This is a genomic window from Microcoleus sp. SVA1B4, from assembly GCF_036700545.1.
Classification (GTDB): Bacteria; Cyanobacteriota; Cyanobacteriia; order Cyanobacteriales; family Microcoleaceae; genus Microcoleus.
In genome coordinates this window covers 199,570-207,634 of the sequence record NZ_JAUBPB010000003.1, presented here as the reverse complement: position 1 = coordinate 207,634, position 8,065 = coordinate 199,570, and the positions used below count along the sequence as shown (strand labels likewise).

Genomic DNA, 8,065 nt, shown 5'->3' with positions numbered 1-8,065 from the left:
GTTCTATCATATAGCGGAGGGCGAAAAATTTTGGCTCTTATCATACTTTTAACCATTTACAAAACCGGGATGCTCCCATTTTGCCTGACCAAGCCCAGGTTAAATTTACCCAACTGGATACAAAATTTTGGATAATTTTCGGCTCTCTGTACAGTTCATCTTGTTCTGCAATTCGTGCTGCGGTTCCGTCTTTTAACTGGACAAATGTAACTTTTCTTTGAGATAAAGCTCTCAAACTAACTGTGTTAACTAAAACAGCAATTGTTAGTAAAAAAACAAAGCTGGTTAGCAGGATAAAACACAAGGCTAAGGTGTTTTTAGATTCGGGAAGTAAGGGTTGAGATTGCTTAAGTTTGACATTCATAAATTCTAATGTTGAGTAGTGGTGAATTTGAACAAATTTTGGTGGACGAATTCAGTCCTAAAGGAGTTTTCCGGCAACAAGACCAATCGCGTTACTGGCAATATCTGTAAGTTGTTTGGTGCTATTGGCGATCGCACTGTACAAAGCAGTTCCTCCACCCTTGGCTATTAACACGGCTAGAACGGGAGAAAACACAGCTAAAAAGAATAAAAAGGCGATATCTGTAACTAACTCTGCATCGGATTTTACAATCACTACGGCGACTAAGCCAACGACGATGTTGTAGCCCAATTGCACTCCAAATAACGACATAAATCCTATTAACCAAGCCCAGATTGGTTTTCCTTGCAGCGGCAGCAGCGACAAGCCCATTGCCAGAGGTCCGAATAGAGCTGTTAGCAACAATGCTGCTTCTAAAATATTGACAAAGGCCCACTGTACTGATCTAAGAATTAAGCGAATGATGGGCAAGACAGTAGACCTAAAAACTTGTCCTGCAAAATCGCCATTTCCTATATCCTGAAGATTTGCAACATTGCCTAAATTTTCGACAAATCGCTGCAAGCTTTTGAGAGGTCCTCCATTTTGCTGTTCGGCTGCCTGGAGGATTTGTTGAGCGGGCTGTTTTTTGCTGTTCCAACATTCCACTAAAGCTGATCCAACTTTGCCCTGACATTCGCTGTAGAGTTTTTCGATTTCTTCTTTGCCAGCACTGGTGAGGTTAACGTCGCTCAGGGCAGTTCTGAAGGTCATTTCTCCGACTTGAATCTTCATAATTTCTTGAACTTGAGTGCTGCCTACAGCTTTGATGAATTTGACACTTTCAGCTAAGACTTTACCGTTGTTGCTGAGAAATACTACAATTACGAGTGGCCAGATAAACATGGCTACTAGCTCTGACCAAGACTGTTTTTCGATGATTTCTTTGCCACTGGTGACAGCGAGGTAAGTAACAGATATTCCCGCTAGAATTAGTCCTAGTTTGACTAAGGCAATCCAGAGAGAGGATTCTTGAGTGTTGAAGGTGTTAAACCAAACTAAATTCCACGATTCGACGGTTTTTTGAGAGACTTCTATGGCATCAGAGAGAGTGTCCAGGGCTTGTCCTGCTGTGCTAGTTTGGGCGATTAGTTGTGTCAGCATCGCGGTGTCTCCTTTTTGTGATTTCAGTCTTCGCTTGCCCCTAGGGTGATGCCTCCCGGCATTTGAAACAGTCCGGCTTGAGTAGAAGAAGCGGTAGCAGCCGCAGCATCCTGCCGTCTCTGGGCTGTGTTAATTTCGTTGAGTTCTTCAGCCTGTTGAGCATTGAGAATGTTGGCAAAACTGCGATCGATTTGAGCTTGCTGGCCCTGCATGACTAAAGCACTTTGATTTTCTGCTGATAAGGCTGCTTGCTTAGCTGCGATCGCACTTTGTTGAGATATGTTTCTCATAATGTTCTGTGTGACATCTTGACCTTCTGAATCAGCACCCAATTCCATTGAATTTTGGCTCTCGCGATGAGTTTGCTCTACGTTTTGCTGGACAATTTCTTTCATCTGAGCTTGCTTTTGTTGAGCTTCTTTACTGAGAGTGGCTTTATTGGCTTCACTGACAGCACTTTCTCTTTCTGCGAGTTCGGCGGTATTCTCTTTGAGGCTGTAAGAATCTTGCGGTCTCTTCTCTAAAACAGCGGATAGTTTTGTCCCTTCGCTTTCGGAGGTGTTGCCATCCATTATGCTTTTAACTGCTTCTTTTAGGTCTGGAACTTTCAATTCTCCCAGGAATGAAGAGAGGGTTGACTCTATTTCACTGCTGAAATTTTCTACTTTGTTTAACAAATTGTCCCAGATGCCTGAGATGCTGTCGGAGATGGTGGAGATGGTATCTGAAATTTCGCCTGTTATGTCGCTAATTGTGTTTTCTATACCTCCTATTTCTTTCGGGTTGCTCAAGAAGTTATTAGCTGATTGTTGGATTTGGCTTTCTATTTGTTGATTGGGAACTGTGAAGCTGGAGCGGTTGAAAGTGCTGCTGTTAGGATTGTTTGAGGTGGGAAGCTGTGTTGCAGTCGGATTGCTGTCAGAGGTTTGAGCTTTTGCTTCAACAGAATTTAGTATTAAGCTCAGCCAAATTGCAGGAATGCCGAGGGCAAGTTTGACAAGAAATTTCGGTGATTTCATCGGTTTTTCTCCGTCTAGCTAGCAATAAGGTCTTGAGGGGATTTGTGTCCATTGATATCAGTGACTGCATTCTTGCCAATATTAGCTAATGAACGTCCTTCTTTAACGGCTTGTACATATTCAGAGGCAAATTGTTTGAGTGCTAGCAATTGCCCTTTTAACGTATTGGGATAGTGAGCCATAACTCGGGCGCGGGCCATCAATTCAGCTTGATTGTTAGCCACACTTGCTAATATCATTTCGCCTGGATAGTATCGGCTTTGCCAGAAACGACCTCCTTTTTCAATTAGCCAATTGGAATAAAGGTCGGCAGCTCTGGGAAGGAAAGCTTCTGTGGCATTTTGGCTAATAATTTCAGCCGGATATCCCAAATTTTTGATCCAAGAAGTGGCTCCGTTTGATGTCAATCTTCCGGTAATTCGATACACCATGTTTTGCATAATCATAGTTCCCGCACTACAATCGCAAATACTGTCGATATCTTGGGCTAGCAAGAGCACTGAAATGCCATTTTTTCTACCCACTGCACAGAGTTCGCCTACTACTTCAGCAAATCCGTCTTTCTTAAACAAAATCGAAAGTTCGTCTCCGATAAATAGGCTTTTAGGGTGAGAAAGTGCGTTGCGGATGCAAGCAGCATGGGCATTAATTGCCATCAGGTATTGGTCTTGTTCGTTGCCCAGACCGCTAAGGGCAAAAAACTTAACAGCGGGTTCGGGTGAAAATGTACTCGGTCTGCCAATTGCTTTCCCTAAAGGTGAGGCTAGTAATGCGTTGCATTGAGTGATAATTTGGTTGATGGCAATGCGGTCGAAGTCGGTAAAGTTTTGTAGGTTTAGTTGCTCTTTTGTGCAGAACTTTAGGAGGTTTGTGAGGGTTGGCATTTCTTGCCACGCGGTCGATTTCCAGCCTTTTTCAAATGCCGTATTGTAGCGCTCGATAATGTCTGGGTCTTCCAGAAATTTTTTCAGAGTTAGCAGCAAAATGGCATCGACTCGCTGCGCTAATTTTGGGTCGCGGACTTTACCCATGCTGATAATAGTCAGCGCTTTTCGGATAAACTCTTTCCATTGGTCTAGTCGGCGCGATCGCTCTTCTCTGTCAAAACGCCTCAAATCGGGTATTTCGAGTAGATTTGAGCTGCCAGAGGTGATGTCGTAGTACGCACCGTCGTCGCCTAACAGTTTCACTGCTGTCTCAAAGGTACTGCCGCTTCCTGCTGAGATGTCCATACCCACTACTGGGATATTAGCGGCTATTGCATCGGCTGCAAATCGCCATCCCAAAACACTTTTACCGGAACCAGACTCGCCTGTTATGACAGCGCGGCTGGTTTGGTTGTGCATGAGGTCAACGTACACGGGTTTGCCGCCTTTGGTGATGAATTCAACTCCTTTTGAGTCCAGGTCTCTTACAGCAGTTAAGGGCAAAATACCGGGGACAGTTTCGGTGTCTAAGGTAAGGCGGCGTTCGTTAATTAGCGAACTGCTATGCAGCAGCCAGCTTACAGTAATGGGCAAAGTTTCTAGCCACAGTTGCCAAGCAATGTTGCGCTCTCTTAATACCTTGGCAGAGCCGAAGCTGTGGGAGAGCATTTGGCAAGCGTGTGTTAGTTGCTCCGGTGTTGGTCGGTAGACTAAGAAGGTGACAGCAGCGTGAATTGCTCTTGCACCTTTGTACATTTTTTTCTGGGCTTCAAAGGATTCTTCCTGTTTGACTTCTGCTCCTACATCGCGACCTTGACCTTTTTCTAAAGCGCGTTTTTTGGCACTTTTAGATTGTTTAGCTTGCCTTGCTAAGTTGTCTTGAATAATAAAGTTGGGAGCGGCGCTAATTTCGACAACTGCTTCAGTATCGCGGATAATGTAAAGAATTTTCAATCCCCCAATGGCTGCGGACTGATTCACCAAGCTTTTGAGCATTATTTGGTAAACTACTAACGAACTCTGATTAAATGTTTGGTAGGTCCTCAATAATTATTCTTCAATATACCAGCAATACTTCGGACAGTTTTTTAACTGCCCTGTAAGCCTTACGGAGGAAGCCCTGCCATTTTTAACGGATTTTCTGAAACGAGTGCGCTGAACTTAAACCTTGAAAAAATAGTCAACCTTGAAAAAATAGTCCAGCATATAGCCAGCAAGGGTTTAGGACACTAGACTAGATATAAAACTGTCCGAATTATTGATACCAGGTTATGCTAACATAAGATTTAGATGCGTTCGCCCTGGAGGCAAGAATTGTGGTTACAGAAAGGGAACTTATTTGTCAGTTGAATTACGGAACTGAAACTGTTAGGGCGGATGTGGTTCTTTCCCAGTCCGACGACTGCTCTGTTATTGCCACCATAACTCCGCATCGACACATTAGTTTGATTTCTTCAAACGTAGATTGTTTTATAGAAAGTATTCCTAATTGTTTATCTTCACTTTGGCTAAAAAAAACACCCGTGACAATTTCAGAACAAAATAACCAGTTAAAAGCGAAGTTAGGTGTAGCAGAGCTTGACTTGCAGAATCTTCCTTCAGATAAAGATATAGTTTCAGTCCGAATGTATTTAACTAACCTATGTCCATATTTTTTCCAACCAAATATAAAATTTGATATTAATATTACAGGACAGCCACGAGTTGTATTATCTGCTCACAAAGAAGGAGCGACAGAAGTAGGGATATCAAATATTGCTGAAATTTCTCAAATCCCATACTCTGATTTAGAGAATATCAAAAAATTCATTAATTCAATATGCTGGCTTTGTTCTTTCGCGTCTGGACGGCTTTCCGCAGTTGCCAGAATGGAGGTACTACGTAACGAAGAACTTATCTACCAGGAACTTACATCTGTTGATACCACACTAAACCAAGGGCCTAAAGTCATCTTTGATGTAGACGATCTAACCCAGTTCGTTGAACACAGCTATAAATACTATCAGCAGATTGCTACTACATACAATCTGAATAATTTAATTAACTTAGGTCTTCTGGCTAAGCATACACCTTATATAGAGGTTAAAACTCTATTAATGTGTAACTTTCTGGAAGTCCTGCGTTATAATTATGCACTAAATGTTTGCTGTCCATCTGGAGTTTTTTATAAAAATGATAAGGACTATTTTTACTTAGTCAGTAATGGAATTCGCAACAGAAACTCAGCTTCTTTTCAGGATATAGTGCAACACTTCTGTACAACCAATAGACTCACGGGTTGGCGTTCTTCTTTCAAAGATATTCGCAATGAGATCGTACATACTGGGAATATAACTGGCTCAAATTCTCTGGAAAAAATCCAAAAATATCAAGACTTACACCATTTCTGCGATCGAGTGATACTTGCTCTTCTCCAATGGAATTTAGTCTCAGGTCACTATATACCGAGAAATTGCCCCAATAACCGGAATCCAGCAGTTTTAGGAGTTAACCGGGTGGCATTTACAAACGAGTGATGGGTCGCGGGGAGTTACATAAATGTAGGACGGAAAAGTTGTATGAAACTAGGAAAAACAGAAATTTGCACATTTCACAATACAAGTGTTAACTCTATTAGAAAGCAGGTTTTGCCTGATGTAATTTCAGATACTCTGCCAGAAAAAACAAGCTACTCCGAGACAAATTAGAGCTATAAACCAGATTCCAGAAAGTAAGAGAACTGCGCCTAAAGCTCCAACCCCTAAAGCAATCAGTTTCTTAACTTTGTTTTCACTACTATAGTCGGATGGATTTTCAAAATTCGTTAAGCTTGAACTACTGGAGAGATTGGATTCGATGGTTTTCTCTTGTTCTCTCTCTACTACAACTATAATTTTCTTTTCCAGTTCTAGCCAACATTTATTAGGATCAACTTCTACTCCTTTACACTCAACATCCCACTGATTCTCAATCGAGTAAAACACAGCCATATAATTACTAGCTAACCAAGGATCGCTTGATGCTGAACGTACATTTGGATAGGTTCCATTTAATTTTTTATAAGCAGCGAGACAAGCCTTTGTGCAAACAATAAACTCTTCTAAATGCTCTTTTACAAGCTCATAACTTGCAGGTTTTGGTGACAAGCTTTTGTCAGTGGAGTCAACCATTGGAAGGAGACACCAGATATTTTTAGACGGGGTATCTAAATCTTTTTCCAATTGTGCCCCGATAGAGAGATTGTTTCCTACTGGCATACACTGTAGCAAAGCACCATCTTCTGGAAAAATTTGTGTTATACAGCTTGCTTTAGATATTCTTTTGTCACTTTTTTTCAGATCCTCAGTTAAATCTTCTTGATTTTTGAAAGAATCGTACACAGATTCTAACCTTGGTTGCTCAACTAGATCGTAATCTCTACAACCGAGAAGATTCAGAAAAGCATTTGCTCGAAGGGCTGACTGCCTATTGTTCTGGTTAAGAAAAAGATTTTGGGTAATCTTGCCATCCTGTACAGCCTTTTGAATATCCCCCAATTGATAAAAGGTAGTAGCCCTATTCATATAAGCATCCGCGTAATCAGCTTTAAGTTGAATAGCACGGGTGTAGTCTTCCAGAGCACTATTATGTTCACCTAGCTCATTTTTCATATAGCCTCGGCTGTAGTAAGCTTCAGCATAATTAGGATCTAGCTGGATTGCTGCACTTAAGTTTTTTATTGCTGCCCTTAAATCACCCCTCTGAAAATCAAGACTAGCTCGGTTAAAGTAATCCTTTGAATCAGTGCTAGAAATTTTAAGATTTGCGGTAACTAGAACACTTTGACCACAGCCAGAAAAAGCCACAAGAATTTGCTCAGATGGATCTGTTATTTCATCCATCTTTGCTTGTACCAGGCGAATAATCTCCCTATCGTTATTAGCAAATTTAGGTAAGTCGCTTCTCGGAACATAAGCCAACTCTGATATGTCAATGTCAATACAGTTGTTTTCATCTAGATGCACACCCACGAAAATCAGACCAATTCCATGATCGTGATAGCCTTTTTGAGCAATTTTCGTAAAGCTATCCTTCGCACCATAAACCATCGTCTGGGCGTATTGTTCTAACTGCTCTTTAGATACAAGAGACATATTGACACCTCAATCTCCTATAGTGTTTTGTTTGATTGTCTTATTAACTCAGCTAAATATCTAACCTGAACTTAACGTAGTATTACATGAGTAAACCAATCCTATCAAAGCACCAATACCCAAGGTTGTCAACAGGATACCCCCCGCCCGCGTTCATAAGTCGCCAGAGTCTTATTAATCCGCCCCACCCACCGATCGCACGCTAACTCAAAATCCTCTGGTTTCGCACTCTCTTGAATCAGCATCTCCAATCGACCAGTAGCCAACAAAATCAAAAAGATGGGGTCAGTTGGCTCAATTTTTCCCTTAAAAGCCAACTCCAAAGCTTTGCGCCTGTACTCCTCAGATTGCCCCTCTAAAGCAAGATCCAGCAAAGATTTAGTATCAACAACACCATAACTCATGGCAACATCCCCATAGTTTCAAATGCTTCGTAAGCCGACAACATAAACGACTTAATTCGCTGCCGTCCCAGCACACCGAGTTCCTGGCTATTCCTTG

The 8,065-nt window shown here is 41.7% G+C and carries 7 protein-coding genes; 1 reads left to right on the top strand and 6 read right to left on the bottom strand.

Annotated features, from left to right (window positions below; genetic code table 11):
• Positions 1–40: 40 nt before the first annotated feature.
• Genes QT987_RS03040 through QT987_RS03025 form a run of 4 tightly spaced genes read right to left on the bottom strand, consistent with a single transcriptional unit; the run spans position 41 to position 4,499 of the window.
• Entirely contained in the window at positions 41–364 is a 324-nt protein-coding gene (locus QT987_RS03040) for a hypothetical protein (RefSeq protein WP_333237127.1), read from the bottom strand.
• A gap of 57 nt (positions 365–421) precedes the next feature.
• A complete protein-coding gene (locus tag QT987_RS03035) occupies positions 422–1,507 on the bottom strand; it encodes a hypothetical protein (RefSeq protein WP_333237125.1) in 1,086 nt (361 codons plus the stop codon).
• Positions 1,508–1,530: 23 nt separating this feature from the next.
• Positions 1,531–2,526, bottom strand: coding sequence for a hypothetical protein (locus QT987_RS03030; RefSeq protein ID WP_333237123.1), 996 nt, complete (start codon positions 2,524–2,526; stop codon positions 1,531–1,533).
• Between the two features lie 14 nt (positions 2,527–2,540).
• Positions 2,541–4,499 carry a hypothetical protein gene (locus QT987_RS03025; RefSeq protein WP_333237121.1) on the bottom strand — a complete coding sequence of 653 codons (1,959 nt, stop codon included), beginning with the start codon at positions 4,497–4,499 and terminating at the stop codon, positions 2,541–2,543.
• Between the two features lie 269 nt (positions 4,500–4,768).
• Here QT987_RS03025 and QT987_RS03020 point away from each other — a divergent pair, with 269 nt between their 5' ends.
• Complete coding sequence (locus QT987_RS03020) at positions 4,769–5,968, top strand: hypothetical protein (RefSeq protein WP_333237119.1); 1,200 nt, start codon at positions 4,769–4,771, stop codon at positions 5,966–5,968.
• A 126-nt stretch (positions 5,969–6,094) separates the two neighbouring features.
• On the opposite strand, the gene QT987_RS03015 is transcribed toward QT987_RS03020, so the two are convergent.
• Together QT987_RS03015 and QT987_RS03010 are read right to left on the bottom strand one after the other, a co-directional pair.
• Positions 6,095–7,564, bottom strand: a complete 1,470-nt coding sequence (locus QT987_RS03015) for a tetratricopeptide repeat protein (RefSeq protein WP_333237117.1) — start codon at positions 7,562–7,564, stop codon at positions 6,095–6,097.
• A 128-nt stretch (positions 7,565–7,692) separates the two neighbouring features.
• Positions 7,693–7,968, bottom strand: coding sequence for a DUF6753 family protein (locus QT987_RS03010; protein ID WP_333237115.1), 276 nt, complete (start codon positions 7,966–7,968; stop codon positions 7,693–7,695).
• Positions 7,969–8,065 lie beyond the last annotated feature (97 nt).

Excerpts from the sequence above, each read along its gene's own strand:
- QT987_RS03040 (WP_333237127.1), bottom strand. The coding sequence starts at position 364 with ATGAATGTCAAACTTAAGCAATCTCAACCCTTACTTCCCGAATCTAAA.
- QT987_RS03035 (WP_333237125.1), bottom strand. The coding sequence starts at position 1,507 with ATGCTGACACAACTAATCGCCCAAACTAGCACAGCAGGACAAGCCCTG.
- QT987_RS03030 (WP_333237123.1), bottom strand. The coding sequence starts at position 2,526 with ATGAAATCACCGAAATTTCTTGTCAAACTTGCCCTCGGCATTCCTGCA.
- QT987_RS03015 (WP_333237117.1), bottom strand. The coding sequence starts at position 7,564 with ATGTCTCTTGTATCTAAAGAGCAGTTAGAACAATACGCCCAGACGATG.
- QT987_RS03010 (WP_333237115.1), bottom strand. The coding sequence starts at position 7,968 with ATGAGTTATGGTGTTGTTGATACTAAATCTTTGCTGGATCTTGCTTTA.